Below are 15774 nucleotides of genomic sequence, written 5' to 3' on the forward strand. Positions count from 1 at the left end.
CCCGGCTCCCTCGGTTCACCGGCCGCTTCTTCGGCCCTTCCCCCAGTGGACTCCTCCACCAGCGGGAAAGCACCGGATCTGCCGAGTGTTTGAGCCGATTTGGGCCGCCCTTGACGCAAGGCGCCGAAAGGTCAGGAACGAGTCGAACGCGGCCGGATCAGGCCCCCTGCCGTGCGCTGTTCTTCGCCGCCACCACCGCGTCGAACACCTCCCGCTTGGGCACGCCCACCTCCGCGGCGACCGCGGCGATGGCCTCCTTGCGCCGCTCCCCCGCCTCCTCGCGCACCCGCACCCTGCGCACCAGCTCCTCGGCGCCGATCTCCTCGGGGCCCTGCTCCGGCGCGCCCTCGACGACGACGGTGATCTCGCCGCGCACCCCTTCGGCGGCCCAGGCGGCCAGCTCGCCCAGACCGCCGCGCCTGACCTCCTCGTAGGTCTTGGTCAGCTCCCGGCAGACGGCGGCCCGCCGGTCGCCGCCGAAGACCTCGGCCATGGCGGCGAGGGTGTCGTCGACGCGGTGCGGGGACTCGAAGTAGACGAGGGTCCGGCGCTCCCCGGCCACCTCGCGCAGCCGGGTCAGCCGCTCGCCGGCCTTGCGCGGCAGGAAGCCCTCGAAGCAGAACCGGTCCACCGGGAGCCCGGACAGCGCGAGCGCGGTGAGCACGGCGGACGGGCCGGGCACGGCGGTGACCCGTACGTCCCGCTCGACGGCGGCGGCGACCAGCCGGTAGCCGGGGTCGGACACGGACGGCATCCCGGCGTCGGTCACGAGCAGCACCCGCGCGCCGCCCACCAGCTCCTCGACCAGTTCGGGCGTCCGGGCGGACTCGTTGCCCTCGAAGTACGACACGACGCGCCCCCGGGGCGTGACGCCGAGCGCCTGGGTGAGCCGGCGCAGCCGCCGGGTGTCCTCGGCGGCGACGACGTCCGCGCCGGCCAGTTCCTCGGCGAGCCGGGGCGGGGCGTCCCGGACGTCGCCGATGGGGGTGCCCGCCAGTACAAGGGTTCCAGTCACGCCCCCATCCTCCCAGGAGCGGACGGATGTCTTCCCGGGGGCGGACGGGGACGCGGCCCGGCCGGTCCGGGGCATGCGCGGGACGTGCACAGCGCGGTTCCCTACGATGGCGCGGTGACCAGTACCGCGTCCTCCACGGACACCCGGCAGGAGCAGGCCCCGCTCGACGAGCGGCCCACCTGGCAGCAGCGGCTGCGCCGCTTCGGCTACACGGCGGGGCCCGCGGCCGACGACGTCCGCGACCGGCTGGTGCCCCCGTACGCGCGGCCCGGTGAGCGCCTGTGGGTCTTCCTCGGACTGTCCAAGGCGCGCGCCGACCGGCTCGTGCGCTGGTCGGCGTGGGGCGGGCCGCTGCTGGTGGCGCTGCTGGCGGGCGTGCTGCGGTTCTGGAACCTGGGCCGCCCGAAGGCGGTGATATTCGACGAGACGTACTACGCGAAGGACGCCTGGTCGCTGATCCACCGCGGTTTCGAGGTCAACTGGGACAAGAACGCCAACGACCTGATCCTGAACTCCGGCGGGGACGTCCCGATCCCGACGGACGCGGCGTACGTCGTGCATCCGCCGGTCGGCAAGTACGTCATCGGGCTGGGCGAGCTGCTGTTCGGCTTCGACCCGTTCGGCTGGCGGTTCATGACCGCGCTGCTCGGCACGTTGTCGGTGCTGCTGCTGTGCCGGATCGGGCGCCGGCTGTTCCGGTCCACCTTCCTCGGGTGCCTGGCGGGCGCGCTGATGGCGGTGGACGGGCTGCACTTCGTGATGAGCCGCACGGCGCTGCTGGACAGCGTGCTGATGTTCTTCGTGCTGGCGGCCTTCGGCTGCCTGGTCGCCGACCGGGACCGGTCCCGGCGCAGACTCGCCGCCGCGCTGCCGGTGGACGACGACGGGCGGGTCCGGCCGGACGCGGACGTCGCCGAGACGTTCCGCTTCGGGTGGCGGCCCTGGCGGCTGGCGGCGGGGCTGATGCTGGGCCTGGCCGCGGCGACCAAGTGGAACGGCCTGTACATCATGGCGGCGTTCTGCGTGATGGCCGTGCTGTGGGACGTCGGCGCCCGCCGCGTCGCGGGTGCCCACCGGCCGTACCGGGCGGTGCTGCGGCACGACCTGGGCTGGGCGTTCCTGTCGACGGTGCCGGTCGCGCTGGTCACGTACGTGCTGTCCTGGCTGGGCTGGATCCTCTCCCCCACCGACGGCAGCGGCGGCTACTACCGGGACTGGGCGGCGACGGACGGCAAGGACAGCTCCTGGTCCTGGCTCTTCCCGGACTGGTGGCGCAGCCTGTGGCACTACGAGTCGCAGGTGCTGGAGTTCCACACCCACCTGACCTCGCCGCACACCTACCAGTCGAACCCGTGGAGCTGGATCGTCCTCGGCCGCCCGGTCTCCTACTTCTACGAGTCTCCGGCGCCGGGCGCGGACGGCTGCCCGGCGGACGCGGGCGAGAAGTGCGCCCGCGAGGTCCTGGCGCTCGGCACCCCGCTGCTGTGGTGGGTGGGCTGCTTCGCGGTGCTGTACGTGCTGTGGCGCTGGGTCTTCCGCCGCGACTGGCGGGCGGGCGCCATCGCCTGCGGCATCGCGGCCGGCTACCTGCCCTGGTTCCTGTACCAGGAGCGCACGATCTTCCTCTTCTACGCCGTCGTCTTCCTGCCCTTCCTGTGCCTGGCGGTGGCGATGCTGCTGGGGGCGATCATCGGCCGTCCCGGCTGCGGCGACGCCCGCCGGGTCGCGGGGGCGACGGGCGCGGGCGTGCTGGTGCTGCTCATCGCGTGGAACTTCATCTATTTCTGGCCGCTGTACACCGGCACCGCCATCCCGATGGAGGACTGGCGGTCACGTATGTGGCTGGACACCTGGGTCTGAGCGTCCGGATCTCCATTCGGCCACCATCCGGAAACATCCGTACCGCCGGTCACGCCCTGCGCATAGAGTGCCACCACACGCGCTTCTGAACGTGTTCAAAGCGGGTGGGGGCCTTTACGGGGTTCTCATACGGGGACGGAACGGGGAGGGACTGCCGATGGGCAGGGGGGTCAAGGTCGCCGTCATAGGCGGCGTGTTCGCGGTGATGGTGGGCGGTGCCGGGTACGGCGCCTACAACGTCGTGTCGGCGCTGGACGGCGACGGGGGCTCGGGGGCCGCCGGGGCGACCACCAGGAAGAGCGGGCCGCCGAGCGGCGACGAGGTCCGGGAGACGGCGGAGAAGTTCTTCACGGCCTGGGAGAAGGGGGACGCGACGACGGCCGCGTCCTACACGAACAACGCCGCGGTCGCCGGGACGCTGCTGACGGCCTACGGCACGGACGCGCACATCGCCGACGTCGAGATCACGCCCGGCACGGCGACCGGCACCGGTGTGCCGTTCACCGTGAAGGCGAAGGTGTCCTACGAGGGCGCGACCGAGCCGCTGACGTACAGGAGCGAGCTGAGCGTGGTCCGCGGTGAGACCACCGGACGCGCGCTGGTCGACTGGCAGCCGTCGGTCGTCCACCCGGCTCTCAAGGCCGGCGACACCCTGGTCACCGCGGAGTCCGCGTCTCCGGCGATCAAGGCGGTCGACCGCGACGGCGCCGTGTTGACGAAGGAGAAGTACCCCTCCCTCGGCCCGGTGCTGGACACGCTCCGCGAGAAGTACGGAGACCGGGCGGGCGGCACCCCCGGCGTCGAGCTGGTCGTCCGGCACGAGACCCAGGAGGCCGCCGACACCCCGCTGCTGACCCTGGCGGAGGGGGAGCCCGGCAAGCTGGAGACGACGCTCAGCGCGGGCGTGCAGGCGGCGGCGGAGAAGGCCGTGAAGCGCTACGGCGAGTCCTCCGTGGTCGCCGTCCGGCCGAGCACCGGTGAGGTGCTGGCCGTGGCGAACAACCGCGCGGACGGCTTCAACGCCGCCTTCCAGGGACGCGTCGCCCCCGGATCCACCATGAAGATCATCACCGCCGCGATGCTCATCGACAACGGCGTGGCCTCGATGGACGACCCGGCACCCTGCCCGCCCACGGCGACCTGGCAGAGCCAGACCTTCAAGAACCTCACCGGCATGGAGCCCGACGAGGGCGCCACGCTCGCGGGCACCTTCATGCGGTCCTGCAACACGGGCTTCATCAAGCTCGTCGACGAGGAACCGCTGACGGACTCCTCGCTGACGGCGGAGGCCGAGGAGCGCTTCGGACTGGGCCGCGACGACTGGCAGACCGGCATCGTCTCCTTCGACGGCCGGGTCCCCGCGTCCGGCGGCCCGGACCGGGCGGCGAACGCCATCGGCCAGGGCCAGGTCCAGATGAACCCGCTGAACATGGCGTCGGTGACGGCGACCGCCATCACCGGCGCGTTCCGCCAGCCCCACCTCGTCCCGCCGGAGCTGGACGACCGGCAGCTGGCCACCGCCAAGGGCCTGCCGCAGAGCACCGCCGCCCAGCTGAAGCAGATGATGCGGCTCACCGCCACGCAGGGCACCGGCCGGCAGGCCATGTCCGGGCTCGGCGGGGACATCGGCGCCAAGACCGGGTCGGCGGAGGTCGACGGGCAGACCACGTCCAACAGCTGGTTCACCGGATTCCGGAACGACGTCGCCGCGGCGGCCATGACCGAGGAGGGCGGCCACGGCGGTGACGCGGCCGGCCCGATCGTGGCGGACGTGCTGCGAGCGGGGGGCTGAGGCGGTCCGGACGTGGCGGGTGCCCCTACTGTGGTCGCCGTCGTTGGAAGCGTGAGGCACAGAGGGCACCGCGGCACTCCGGGGAGCCGGAGCCGTGGAGGAACGGGACGCAGTGGGCAGCAGAAGGGCCGCCGGTGAGCGGCGGAAGACCAGACCCGCCGTGATCGGCGGCGTGGCCGCCGTGGTCGTGGCCGGCGCCGGCTTCGGCGCCTACGCGGTGTACGGCGGCGGGTCCACCGAGGACACCGCCCGGACGGCGTCCGCGACGGCCGAGGAGAAGGCGAAGTCGGGCCCCCTGTCGGCGGCCGAGGTCACCACGACGGCGCAGCGGTTCCTCACCGCCTGGCAGAAGGGCGACGTCGCCGGGGCGGCCGCCGCCACCGACGACGCCGAGGGTGCGAAGGCCCTGCTCACCGGCTACGCCGAGGACGCCCGCGTCAAGGACGTCACGTTCACCCCGGGCACCCCGGCCGACGGCAGGGTGCCGTTCTCCGTGCAGGCCACCGTCGCCCACGGGAAGACCGCGAAGCCCCTGGCGTACGACAGCGCCCTGACCGTCGTCCGCCGGGCCGGCGACGGCGAACCGCGGGTCGCCTGGCACGCCGCCGTCGTCCACCCGGAGCTGCGGGACGGCGACAGGCTCGTCACCGGGGAGGCCGGGACCCCGCCGGTCAAGGCGCTGGACCGGGACGGCGCGGAGATCACGGCCGCCAGGTTCCCCTCGCTCGGCACCGTCCTGGACGGCCTGCGCGAGAAGTACGGCAAGCAGGCGGGCGGCACCCCGGGCGTCGAGCTGCGCGTGGTGCGCGGCAAGGAGTCGAAGGCGGCGAAGGTCTCCGACAAGACCCTGCTGGAGCTGAGCGAGGGCACGCCCGGCACCGTGCGGACGACCCTGGACCCGGCCCTCCAGCAGGCCGCCGAGAAGCAGGTGGCCGGCAAGGCACGGGCGTCGGTGGTCCTGCTGCGCGCCTCCACCGGCGAGATCCTCGCGGTCGCCAACGGCGGCCACGGCTTCAACACCGCGTTCCAGGGTTCGCTGGCCCCCGGCTCCACGATGAAGGTCGTCACCGCCTCGATGCTGATCGAGAAGAACCTGGCGTCGACGGAGAAGAAGCACCCGTGCCCGAAGTACTTCAGCTACGGCGGCTGGAAGTTCCAGAACGACGACAAGTTCGAGATCAAGGACGGCACCTTCAAGGCGAGCTTCGCCCGCTCCTGCAACACCGCCTTCATCAGCCAGGCCCCCGAGCTGGAGAACGACGACCTGACCAGGCAGGCGAAGGAGGTCTTCGGCCTGTCCATGAACAACTGGTCCGTGGGCGTGCCCAGCTTCGACGGCGCGGTGCCGGTGCAGAGCGCGGCCCCGATGGCCGCCTCCCTCATCGGGCAGGGCGGGGTGCGGATGAACCCGCTGAACATGGCGTCCGTCGCGGCGACCGTGAAGTCCGGCGCCTTCCACCAGCCGTACCTGGTCGCCCCGTCGGTGGACGGGCGCAAGCTCGCCACGGCCTCCCGCACGATGTCGGCGGGCACGCTGGCGCAGCTGCGCGAGCTGATGTCCTACACGGCGGCGTACGGCACCGCGGCGGAGGCGATGGCCGGGGTCGGCGGTGACGCCGGGGCGAAGACCGGCTCCGCGGAGGTCGACGGCCAGAAGAAGCCCAACGGCTGGTTCACGGCGTACAAGGGCGACCTGGCCGCGGCGGGCGTGGTCCAGCAGGGCGGCCACGGCGGCGACACGGCGGGCCCGATCGTCGCGGCGCTGCTGAAGAACGCCGGCTGACCGGCGCGTGCGGATGGACGCGCGGCCGGTGGCTCAGTGGGCCACCGGCTGTGCCACCGCCGTGTAGGTGCGGCGCAGGAAGCGCATGAGGGCCTTGGTCTCGAACTGGACCACCGAGCAGCCCTGCGGGGAGTGGAACTCGACGACGGCCTGCACCCGCCCGCACGGCCAGACCCGCACCTCACCGGTCCCCGCGGGCGCGCGCAGGCCCTGCTCCAGCAGCGCCCGCTCGAAGGTCCATTCGCGAAAGCCGCGCCCAGCGCCCCGCGCCGGGAGGGCGACGCACACCGACCGGGGGTCGCGGTCGGGGTCGTAGCGCAGGACGACGGGTATCGCTCCGCCGTCGTCCTCGTCGGGGAGATCCGCGTCCGTCAGGATGTGGGCTCGTGCGTACTGTTCGACTACGGACATCGGATCGCCCCTTGCGCTGCGTCACCTTGGCGAAAGCTGTGCGTCCACCCCCTTGTCAAATGTCCCACATTTCCCGTCTCACGCCTTTCGGGCCGAATATCACTTGTGAGATCAGCTTTTACCTCGCTCTTGCGAAGAGGTTGCAACTGGTCCCTATCATCGACACGTGCACGTACCTGACGGATTCATCGACGCCCCGACCTCCGCCGTCACCGGCGTCGTCGCGGCGGGCGCCATCGCGGTCAGCCTGCGCGGCGCGCGGCGTGAGCTCGGGGGCATCTCCCGCGCGGAGCGTGGGGGAGAACGAACGGCTCCCCTGGCGGGGCTGGTCGCGGCGTTCATCTTCGCGGTGCAGATGCTGAACTTCCCGGTCGCCGCCGGCACCAGCGGGCATCTGCTCGGCGGAGCCCTCGCCGCGATCCTCGTGGGCCCGTACACCGGGGTGCTGTGCGTCTCCGTCGTGCTGCTCCTGCAGGGCATCCTCTTCGCCGACGGCGGCCTGACCGCGCTCGGCGTCAACATCACCGACATGGCGATCGTCACCACGGTCGTCGCCTACGCCCTCTTCCGGGGTCTGGTGAAGGTCCTGCCCCGGACCCGCCGCTCGGTGACCGTCGCCTCCTTCGTCGCCGCCCTCGTCTCCGTCCCGGCCGCCGCCCTCGCCTTCACCTTCCTGTACTGGATCGGCGGCACCACCGACGTCGCCATCGGCAAGGTCGCCACCGCGATGATCGGCGTGCACGTGCTGATCGGCGTCGGCGAGGCCGCGATCACCGCACTGACCGTCGGCGCGGTCGTCGCCGTGCGCCCGGACCTCGTGTACGGCGCGCGCGGCCTGACGCAGCGGCTCAAGCTGCGCGTGAACGGCGAGCTCGTCGACGCCCCGGCGGCCGAGCCGGTCCCGGCCCCCGCCCGCTCGCACCGCACGCTGTGGATCACCGGCCTGGTCACCTCGCTGGTGCTGGCCGGCTTCGTCAGCTTCTACGCCTCCGCCGACCCCGACGGGCTGGAGAAGGTCGCCGCCGACAAGGGCATCGACGAGAAGACCGAGGAGCACGCGAGCTCCGGCTCCCCGCTCGCCGACTACGGCGTCGAGGACATCGCGAACGCCCGCGTCTCCGGGGGTCTCGCGGGCGTCATCGGAGTCGGCGTCACGGTCTTCGCGGGCAGCGCGGTGTTCTGGTCGGTGCGCAGGCGCCGTGACGACGACGCCTCCCCGACGAACACCCACACGGACACGGACACGACCGTCTGACATGGGCGCGGGCCACGCACACCGGCTCTACCGGCACGGGCACTCCCCCGTGCACGGTCTGCCGCCGTACACCAAGCTCGCCGCGGCCTTCGCCTTCGTGATCGTCGTGGTGTCGACGCCGCGCGAGGCGATGTGGGCCTTCGCCGTGTACGCGCTGCTGCTCGCGGCGGTGGCGTACGCGGCCCGCGTCCCGGCCGGCTTCCTGCTGGGGCGGCTGCTGATCGAGGTGCCGTTCGTCGCGTTCGCGGTGCTGATGCCGTTCGTGGCGGAGGGCGAGCGGACCGAGGTGCTCGGCATGTCGCTGAGCGTGAACGGCCTGTGGGGCGCCTGGAACGTCCTGGCCAAGGGCACCCTGGGCGTCGCCACCTCCGTACTCCTCGCGTCCACCACCGAGCTGCGCGCGCTGCTGCTCGGCCTCCAGCGTCTGAGGCTGCCGCCGCTGCTGGTGCAGATCGCGTCCTTCATGCTCCGGTACGGGGACGTCATCGCGGACGAGATGCGCCGGATGCGGATCGCCCGGGAGTCGCGCGGCTTCGAGGCGAGGGGCGTGCGGCACTGGGGTGTGCTCGCCAGGTCCGCCGGAGCGCTCTTCATCCGCTCCTACGAGCGCGGCGAGCGCGTCCACCTGGCCATGATCAGCCGCGGGTACGCCGGGTCGATGCCGGTGATCGACGAGGTGACCGCCTCCCGGGCGCAGTGGTCGTACGCGCTGGCCCTCCCCGTCGCCGCTCTCGTGGTCTGTCTGCTGGGATGGAGCCTGTGAACACCGCCGCCGACACCGCGCCCGCCTCCCTGGAGGTCTCCGGCCTCGCCTTCGCCTACCCGGACGGGCACCAGGCCCTCTTCGGCGTGGACTTCTCCGTCGCCCGCGGCGAGCGGGTCGCGCTGCTCGGCCCGAACGGCGCGGGCAAGACGACCCTGGTCCTCCACCTCAACGGCATCCTCGGCGGCGGCACCGGCACGGTCACGGTCGCCGGGCTGCCCGTGGAGCGGCGCACCATGGCGGAGGTCCGGCGCCGGGTCGGCATCGTCTTCCAGGACCCCGACGACCAGCTCTTCATGCCGACCGTGCGCGAGGACGTGGCGTTCGGGCCGGCGGCGGCCGGGCTGAAGGGGGCGGAACTGGAGGCCTGCGTGGACCGGGCACTCGGCCTGGTCGGCATGGCGGAGTTCAGGGACCGGCCCCCGCACCACCTCTCCTTCGGCCAGCGGCGCCGGGTGGCGGTGGCGACCGTGCTCGCGATGGAGCCCGAGATCCTGGTCCTGGACGAGCCCTCCTCCAACCTGGACCCGGCCTCCCGGCGCGAACTCGCCGACATTCTGCGCTCCCTGGACGTGACGGTCCTGATGGTCACCCACGACCTGCCCTACGCCCTGGAGCTGTGCCCCCGGGCCCTGATCCTCAGCGACGGTGTGATCGCCGCGGACGGCCCGACCGCCGGCCTGCTCTCCGACGACGCGCTGATGCGCGCCCACCGCCTGGAGCTGCCCTTCGGCTTCGACCCGCGGTCGGTGTCGACGCGCCGGTGAGGAATCGCAGGCGGCCGGTGGCGGTTGCACCCACTGTCGCAGGCGAACGGAAGGGACGTAGGGCAGTGGACGTGGACGTGCACGGCACGGTGGCCGGGGGTTTCGAGCCGGTCAGGGACGCGTTCGCACGGAACTTCGCGACGCTCGGGGAGCGGGGCGCGGCGGTCGCCGTGTACCGGGACGGGCGCAAGGTCGTGGACCTGTGGGGCGGCACGAAGCACGTCGACGGAGCGGGCGGCGCCGACGACCGGGAGCCGTGGCGCCGGGGCACCGCCCAGATCGTGCGCTCGGCGACGAAGGGGGTCGCCGCCGCCGTACCGCTGCTGCTGCACCGGCGCGGGGAGCTGGACCTGGACGCGCCGGTGGGCGAGTACTGGCCCGAGTTCAAGGCGCACGGCAAGGAGCGGGTGCTGGTCCGGCACGTGCTGAACCACCGGGCGGGGCTGCCGGTCCTGGACCGCCCGCTCACCCCCGAGGAGTCCCTCGACCCGCTGCGGGGCCCCCGGGCCGTCGCCGCGCAGTCACCCGTGTGGGAGCCGGGCACCGACCACGGCTACCACGCGCTGACGTACGGCTGGCTGCTCGACGAGCTGGTCCGCAGGGTGACGGGCGGGCGGAGCGCGGGTGAGTGGATCGCGGAGGAGATCGCCGGACCACTGGGCCTCGACCTGTGGGTGGGGCTGCCGGCCGCGGAGGAGGCGGCGGGCCGCGCCGGCCGGGTGGGGCGCCTCGACGAGCCCGAGCCGTCGGGGAGCGGGCCGCGCCTGCGCCCCAAGCGCTCCGTCACCGAGGCCTACCGGGACCCGGCCTCCCTCACCCGCCGCGCCTTCGCCGCGATCACGCCGTTCCCCGACCAGAACGACCCCGCGTACCGCGCCTCCGCCCTCCCGGCGTCCAACGGCGTCGCGACGGCGGACGGGCTGGCGCGCTTCTACGCCGCGCTGATCGGCGAGGTCGACGGCGTGACGCGGAACGTACGGCTGTTCGACACCGCCACGATGGAGGCGGCCCGTGCCGAGGAGTCGGCCGGACCGGACCGGGTGCTCGTCGTCCCCACCCGCTTCGGCCTCGGGTACATGCTGCACGGCAGCGCGTCCCCGTTCCTGTCGCCCGGCTCCTTCGGCCACCCGGGCCGCGGCGGCGCCCTCGGCTTCGCGGACCCGGAGTCGGGCGTCTCCTTCGGTTACGTCACCAACGGCTTCCGCAAGTCCGTGACGGCCGACCCGCGGGCCCAGGCGCTGGTGCGGGCGGTACGGGCGTCACTCGACGCGGGCTGACCCGACGGGCGCCACCGTGCGGTGCCCGACCACGTGCGACCCGCACCGCGTGGGCACCCCAGGGTGCCGCCCGCTCAGACGTGGATCGGGTGGGACGTCCTCCCCGACGCCGCGTCGATCTCCTCGTGCGCCTTGGTGAGCAGTTGCATCGCCAGCTCGTTCAGGGCGCGTGCCCCCGCCACCTCCTCGCCGACCCGCGGCTGCCGGGCGTCGACGCGGTGCCGGCTGGCGTGCCCGTGCGCGCGGACCTCACTGCCGTCGGGGAGCCGCACCATCGCGACCGCCCGCGTGTGCTGGTCGTCCTCCATGAACTCCAGCTCGACGTGCCATCCCACTGCGGTGTGCATCATGACGATCACCTCCGGAGTACCTGCTTCCAGGGTGCTCCTCGCGGCCGCCCGGCGCACCACGCCGCCGCTGCCGCCGCGTCCACCGCGTCCACCGCGTCCGTCACGTCCGCCGCTTCCGCCGCGTCCGTCACGTGTGGAGCATCAGCCCGATCCCGACGACGAGGAGCCCCGCCGCCGCGAGACGGGGCGCGCCGAAGCTCTCCCGGAAGAAGAGGGCCCCGATCGCCGCGCCGACCAGGATCGAGGACTCGCGCAGGGCCGCGATCGGCGCGAGTTCGGCGCGGGTCTGCGCCCACAGGACGAGCCCGTACGCGGTGACGGAGAGCACCGCGCCGAGCAGTCCGAGGCGCGCCTGCGGCCGCAGCAGCGCCCAGGCGCCGGCGCGGTGGCGGTACACGAAGTACGCCGGGAGGGCCGTCCCCTGCACCGCCATCAGCCAGGCGATGTACCCGAGGGAGGACCCGGAGGCGCGTACGCCCAGCCCGTCGACCACCGTGTACGCCGCGATGGTCACCCCGGTCGCCAGGGCCGCGCCGATGGCCGCCCAGTCGGGCCGCCGTCCCCGCAGCCCCCACAGGGCGACGCCGGTCAGGCCGGCGCAGGACAGCAGGATGCCGCCGGTCGCCCAGCCGTCCGGCACCTCGCCCGCGAAGACGGCGGCGAGGACGGTGACCAGCAGGGGCGCGCTGCCGCGGGCGATCGGATAGGCCTGCCCGAAGTCGCCCAGCCGGAAGGAGCGCATCAGCAGGGCGTAGTACGCGAGGTGGATCGCGGCGGAGGCCAGGAGGTAGGGCCACGCGCCGGCCGCCGGGACGGCCGTGAACGGCAGCAGCGCGAGCCCGATGAGCATCCCGCCGCCCGATATCAGCGCGAAGCCGGTCAGCTTGTCCGTGATGCGGTGCGCGATCGCGTTCCAGCTCGCGTGCGTCACCGCGGCGAGCAGGACGGCGCCGGTGACCAGTGGGGTCACTCGGCGCGCTCGCGCACGTCCACGAGGGTGGCACCGGCGGTGGCGACGAGTTCCTTCGGCTCCATCGGGAAGACGGCGTACGGGGTGCCGGCGGCGGCCCAGACGACCTCGTGCGCGAGGAGGGACCGGTCGGCGAGCACCCGGGTCCGCTCGCGGTGGCCGAAGGGCGGGACGCCCCCGATCGCGTACCCGGTGGTCTCCCGTACGACGTCGGCCCCGGCCCGCGTGACCTTGCCGGCGCCGAGTTCCTCGCGGACCCGCTCCAGGTCGACGCGGGAGGCGCCGTCCATGAGGACCAGGACGGGCACGCCGTCGGCGGCGAAGACGAGCGACTTGCAGATCTGGCTCAGCTCGCACCCGATCGCGGCGGCGGCCTCGGCGGCGGTGCGCGTGGCCTCCGGGAAGCGCCGCGCCCGTGCCACCAGGTCGGCGAGGCCCAGTCCGCGCAGGGCCTCGGCGAACCGGGGGTGGGCGGCAGGGGCGTCGGAGGTGCCCTCGGTCGTAGTCATGAACGGCACGCTAGCGGTGGGTGTAGGCGGCACGCGACCCGTTTGCCCCGGGGACCGCCGGCGCCCCGCCTCCGCGTCGCGGGGGCCGTGTCCGCGGGCGTCCGGGGCCACCGTCGCGCGTCGGCCGGTTCCGCCGCGCCGGGCGTCCGCGCCGCCCGGCCGGCGGAGGCCTCCGTCGTGCCGGCGGGCTCACGGACGGCTGGGTACCGATCGTGCCGGCGGGCTCACGGACGGCTGGGTACCGATCGTGCCGGCGGGCTCACGGACGGCTGGGTACCGGCTCGCTCCGTTCGGCGGCGTCCCGCGGGCCTTCCCCGCTGCCGGCGTCGTCGGCGGGGGCCGCGGGCCCGGGGCGCGGGGTGTTCATCAGGAAGGCCGCGATCAGCGCACCGACGGTGATGATGCCCGCGGCCCACACGCCGGCCGTCTGGAAGCCCTCCATCACCGCCTGCTTGGCGAACGCCGGATCCGCGCCCTGCGGGGCGTGCGTGTCCAGGTGGTCCGCGGTCGTACTGGCGGCGATGGTGTTGAGCAGCGCGGTCCCGAGCGAACTTCCGGTCTGCTGCGCCGTGTTGACGCCGGCGGAGGCGATGCCCGCGTCGCCGGGGTCGACGCCGTGGGTGGCGTAGTCGTAGGCCACCGGCATGATCAGGCCCGCGCCGAATCCGGACAGCAGCCCGGCGACCAGGACACCACGGGCGTAGGAGGTGCCGGGGTCGACGGTGAGCAGCCAGAGCATGCCGGAGGCGAGGACGAGCATGCCGGGCACCATCAGGGCCCGCGGCGGGACCCTGGGCAGCAGGCGAGCGGTGAGCCCGCCGGCGGACAGCAGGACCGCCACGGTCATCGGCAGGAAGGCCACACCCGTGCGGACCGGCGAGTATCCCTTGACGGCCTGCAGGTAGTAGGTCATGAACAGGAACGCCCCGAACATGCCGATGAAGGCCAGTCCCGCACCCAGGTAGGCGCCGCCGCGGGTCCGGTCGGCGATCACCCGCAACGGCAGCAGCGGTGACGGCACGCGGCTCTCCACGAGGGCGAAGACGGCGAGCAGCACCCCACCCCCTGCCAGCAGGCACACCACCGGGGCCGAGCCCCACCCGTCGGACTCGGCCCGGGCGGTGCCGTACACCAGCGCGAGCAGGCCGCCGGTCACCAGGAGCACACCGGGGACGTCGAACCGGACCCTGCCCTCGTGCCGTGACTCGGTGAGCAGGGCGCCGCCGCCGACCACCGCGGCCAGGGCGATCGGGACACTGATGTACAGGCACCAGCGCCAGTCCAGGTACTCGGTCAGCGCACCCCCGGCCAGCAGCCCGATGGCGCCGGCGGCGGCGGTGATCGCGCCCCAGATCCCGAACGCCTTGGCGCGCTCCTTCGGCTCGGTGAACATCACGGTCAGCAGCGAGAGCGCGGACGGGCCGAGCAGCGCGGCGAACGCGCCCTGCGCGGCCCGGGCGACCAGCAACGCCTCGAAGCCGCCGGCCGCGCCGCCGAGGGCCGACGCACCTGCGAAACCGAGCAGCCCGATCAGGAAGGCCCGCTTGCGCCCGGTGTAGTCCGCGATCCGTCCGCCGAGCAGCAGGAGACTGCCGAACGCGAGCGTGTACGCGGTGATGATCCACTGCCGGTCGCCGTCGGAGATCCCCAGGTCCCGCTGGAGCGTGGGCAGCGCGATGTTCACCACCGTGCCGTCCAGGACGATCATCAGCTGGGCCAGCCCGATGAAGAACAGCGCGGACCAGCGGCGCGGATCGGCCCCGCCGGCCCGCGCCTTCGTGGTTGCCGTGACTTCCATGGATCAGTCCTCACTCGTGATGCCGGGTGCCGCGCGGATCGTCCGGACGGCGTCGGACGACCACGGGACGGCACCGGCCCGGTCGGCGTAACAGACGCGGGTGTGTGAGGGACGCCACGGACGGCGGGTGTGACAACGGGCCGGGCCGCGTCGTCGTATGCACGTGCCGCGGGACCACGGCAGGGCAGGACGAACGGGCAGGAGCCGGTGATGGGCGAGGGCAGTGAGCGGGCGGACGGCGGGACCGTGCCGGTCCACGGCGGCGGGACCGACGCGGCCACCGGGGCGTTCGTCGCCCACCGCGCCCTGCTGTTCACGGTCGCCTACGAGATGCTCGGTTCGGCCGCCGACGCCGAGGACGTCCTGCAGGAGACGTGGCTGCGCTGGGTGAACGTCGACCTCGGCCAGGTGCGCGAACCGCGCGCCTACCTGGTGCGCATCGCGACGCGGCAGGCGATCGACCGGCTGCGCACGCTCAGCCGGCGCAGGGAGGCCTACGTCGGTCCCTGGCTGCCCGAGCCGCTGCTGACCGCTCCGGACGTGGCCGAGAACGTCGAACTGGCCGAGAGCGTCTCGATGGCGATGCTGCTCGTGCTGGAGACGCTCGCGCCCGTCGAGCGGGCGGTGTTCGTGCTGCGCGAGGTCTTCGAGCTGGACTACGGGGAGATCGCCGAGGCGGTCGGCAAGAGCCCGGCCGCCGTCCGTCAGATCGCCTACCGCGCACGGGGGCACGTCGCCGCGCGCCGCCCCCGCACGGCCATCTCCCCGGCCGAGACCCGAGCCGCGCTCGAGGCGTTCCGGCACGCGGTCGCCTCCGGCGACCTGCAGACCCTGATCGACATCCTCGCCCCGGAGGTGGTCTACCTGGGCGACGGCGGCGGGGCCAGGCAGGCCACGCCGCGGCCCGTCGTGGGCGCCGGCGACGTGGCCCGCCTGCTGGTGCTCGGACTGCCCACCCTCGACGGCGCCTTTCTGGAGACCGTCCAGATCAACGGCTGCCCGGCGCTGCTCGTGCGGCGCGGCGAGGAGGTCGACGGCGTCGTGACGATGCGTGTCGAGAACGGCCTGATCACCGCGTTCTACTCCGTGCGCAACCCCGAGAAGCTGGCGCACGTGGAGCGGGAGACCGCGCTGAGCCGCTGAGCGGGCGGAGACCGCGCTGAGCCGCTGAGCGGGCGGGCCGGCAAGGGGGAAGCCGGTGAGGGCAGCCCCGTCCCCACGGAA

The 15774-nt window shown here is 73.6% G+C and carries 14 protein-coding genes; 8 read left to right on the plus strand and 6 right to left on the minus strand.

Annotated features, from left to right (window positions below; translation table 11 throughout):
• Positions 1-157: 157 nt before the first annotated feature.
• On the minus strand, positions 158-1015 hold the full coding sequence (rsmI, locus tag SAM23877_RS15075) for a 16S rRNA (cytidine(1402)-2'-O)-methyltransferase (RefSeq protein WP_053132485.1): 858 nt from the start codon (positions 1013-1015) through the stop codon (positions 158-160).
• A gap of 114 nt (positions 1016-1129) precedes the next feature.
• On the opposite strand from rsmI, the gene SAM23877_RS15080 reads away from it, so the two are divergent.
• The 3 genes from SAM23877_RS15080 to SAM23877_RS15090 all read left to right on the plus strand — a co-directional run bounded on the left by SAM23877_RS15080 (position 1130) and on the right by SAM23877_RS15090 (position 6450).
• A complete protein-coding gene (locus tag SAM23877_RS15080; RefSeq protein WP_053132498.1) occupies positions 1130-2875 on the plus strand; it encodes a dolichyl-phosphate-mannose--protein mannosyltransferase in 1746 nt (581 codons plus the stop codon).
• 157 nt (positions 2876-3032) lie between these two features.
• Positions 3033-4667 carry a penicillin-binding transpeptidase domain-containing protein gene (locus SAM23877_RS15085; RefSeq protein WP_053132501.1) on the plus strand — a complete coding sequence of 545 codons (1635 nt, stop codon included), beginning with the start codon at positions 3033-3035 and terminating at the stop codon, positions 4665-4667.
• A 112-nt stretch (positions 4668-4779) separates the two neighbouring features.
• Entirely contained in the window at positions 4780-6450 is a 1671-nt protein-coding gene (locus SAM23877_RS15090) for a penicillin-binding transpeptidase domain-containing protein (protein WP_053132504.1), read from the plus strand.
• A gap of 33 nt (positions 6451-6483) precedes the next feature.
• On the opposite strand, the gene SAM23877_RS15095 is transcribed toward SAM23877_RS15090, so the two are convergent.
• A complete protein-coding gene (locus tag SAM23877_RS15095; RefSeq protein WP_053132507.1) occupies positions 6484-6861 on the minus strand; it encodes an SsgA family sporulation/cell division regulator in 378 nt (125 codons plus the stop codon).
• A gap of 166 nt (positions 6862-7027) precedes the next feature.
• Between SAM23877_RS15095 and SAM23877_RS15100 the strand changes: the two genes are divergently transcribed.
• The 4 genes from SAM23877_RS15100 (at position 7028) to SAM23877_RS15115 (ending at position 10923) form a co-directional block, all read left to right on the plus strand.
• Positions 7028-8116 (plus strand): energy-coupling factor ABC transporter permease, encoded by a 1089-nt coding sequence (locus SAM23877_RS15100; protein WP_053132510.1) that lies wholly within the window; start codon positions 7028-7030, stop codon positions 8114-8116.
• A gap of 1 nt (position 8117) precedes the next feature.
• Entirely contained in the window at positions 8118-8879 is a 762-nt protein-coding gene (gene cbiQ, locus SAM23877_RS15105) for a cobalt ECF transporter T component CbiQ (RefSeq protein ID WP_053132513.1), read from the plus strand.
• Positions 8867-9646, plus strand: a complete 780-nt coding sequence (locus SAM23877_RS15110; protein ID WP_053132516.1) for an energy-coupling factor ABC transporter ATP-binding protein — start codon at positions 8867-8869, stop codon at positions 9644-9646. The genes cbiQ and SAM23877_RS15110 overlap by 13 nt, the downstream gene beginning before the upstream one ends.
• A 71-nt stretch (positions 9647-9717) precedes the next feature.
• Positions 9718-10923 (plus strand): serine hydrolase domain-containing protein, encoded by a 1206-nt coding sequence (locus SAM23877_RS15115; RefSeq protein WP_053142495.1) that lies wholly within the window; start codon positions 9718-9720, stop codon positions 10921-10923.
• 74 nt (positions 10924-10997) lie between these two features.
• On the opposite strand, the gene SAM23877_RS15120 is transcribed toward SAM23877_RS15115, so the two are convergent.
• From SAM23877_RS15120 to SAM23877_RS15135, 4 genes are all read right to left on the minus strand, one after another.
• Positions 10998-11273 carry a DUF1876 domain-containing protein gene (locus tag SAM23877_RS15120; RefSeq protein WP_053142497.1) on the minus strand — a complete coding sequence of 92 codons (276 nt, stop codon included), beginning with the start codon at positions 11271-11273 and terminating at the stop codon, positions 10998-11000.
• A 127-nt stretch (positions 11274-11400) separates the two neighbouring features.
• Positions 11401-12243 carry a DMT family transporter gene (locus SAM23877_RS15125; protein WP_053132518.1) on the minus strand — a complete coding sequence of 281 codons (843 nt, stop codon included), beginning with the start codon at positions 12241-12243 and terminating at the stop codon, positions 11401-11403.
• Complete coding sequence (locus SAM23877_RS15130) at positions 12240-12752, minus strand: YbaK/EbsC family protein (RefSeq protein WP_053132522.1); 513 nt, start codon at positions 12750-12752, stop codon at positions 12240-12242. The genes SAM23877_RS15125 and SAM23877_RS15130 overlap by 4 nt, the downstream gene beginning before the upstream one ends.
• Before the next feature lie 259 nt (positions 12753-13011).
• Positions 13012-14550, minus strand: coding sequence for an MFS transporter (locus SAM23877_RS15135; protein ID WP_053132526.1), 1539 nt, complete (start codon positions 14548-14550; stop codon positions 13012-13014).
• Between the two features lie 210 nt (positions 14551-14760).
• Here SAM23877_RS15135 and SAM23877_RS15140 point away from each other — a divergent pair, with 210 nt between their 5' ends.
• Entirely contained in the window at positions 14761-15693 is a 933-nt protein-coding gene (locus SAM23877_RS15140) for an RNA polymerase sigma-70 factor (protein ID WP_053132529.1), read from the plus strand.
• The last annotated feature ends 81 nt before the right edge of the window (positions 15694-15774 follow it).

It is taken from the genome of Streptomyces ambofaciens ATCC 23877 (assembly GCF_001267885.1).
Lineage (GTDB): Bacteria > Actinomycetota > Actinomycetes > Streptomycetales > Streptomycetaceae > Streptomyces > Streptomyces ambofaciens.